The organism is Endozoicomonas sp. SESOKO3, from assembly GCF_024606255.1.
The window spans coordinates 1-1002 of record NZ_JAHHPR010000480.1; the positions used below are offsets into that span (position 1 = coordinate 1).

Annotated in this window: 1 protein-coding gene; it reads left to right on the forward strand. The window is 47.4% G+C overall.

Annotated features, from left to right (window positions below):
• A partial coding sequence (locus tag KDK18_RS08210) for an aspartate kinase (RefSeq protein ID WP_257254420.1) occupies nucleotides 1–906 on the forward strand: 906 nt, incomplete at its 5' end.
• Nucleotides 907–1002 lie beyond the last annotated feature (96 nt).

The following is a 1002-nucleotide window of genomic DNA, read 5'->3' on the forward strand; positions in this document are numbered from 1 at the left end:
CAGCATATTGATACAGAGAAGATGCGGGCATCTCTTAATCGGGGGCGCGTTGTAATTCTGGCTGGCTTTCAGGGGCGTGATGCTGAAGGCAATATTACAACCCTTGGAAGAGGGGGGTCTGACACCACGGCCGTTGCTCTGGCTGCTGCTCTTGAAGCGGACGAGTGTCAGATCTATACAGATGTCGACGGCGTTTACACGACCGATCCACGTGTTGTGGAGGGGGCAAGGCGACTGGACAAGATTACTTTTGAAGAGATGCTGGAAATGGCCAGTTTGGGTTCAAAAGTATTGCAGATTCGGGCGGTTGAATTCGCTGGAAAATATAATGTCAAATTGAGGGTGCTGCATTCCATGCAAGAAGGCCCCGGAACTCTTATTACGATCGACGACGAGGATGTAGCTATGGAATCACCGGTGGTATCTGGTATTGCCTTTAACAGGGATGAAGCGAAAGTCACTATTAAAGGTGTGCCTGACATTCCAGGTGTTGCATCCCGGATATTGGGTCCTGTCAGTCAGGCCAATATTGAGGTGGATATGATTGTTCAGAATGTGTCTGACGATCGTACTACTGATTTTACCTTTACCGTTCACCGTAATGATTATCAGAACACTCTTGATGTCTGTGCGAAAGTCTGTGATGAGTTGGGTGCACGCGAGTATGACGGTGATGAAAAGATCGCAAAAGTATCTATCGTCGGTGTGGGTATGAGATCTCATGCGGGCGTTGCCACCCGGATGTTTGAGGCTCTCGCAGCTGAAGGCATCAATATCCAGATCATTTCAACTTCTGAAATCAAGGTTTCCGTTATTATTGCAGAGAAGTATCTTGAGCTTGCTGTAAGGGCTCTTCACTCTGTATTTGAACTGGATAGGGAACCTGTTGAGAGTAGTGAAGTCTAAGGCTGGGTAGGTTGTCTTGAAAAGGGAGTGGCTCAGTTTTGATCTGCTCAACCCAAATAGTTCTGTGGCTTGTTTGATCAACAATCGGCAGGAATA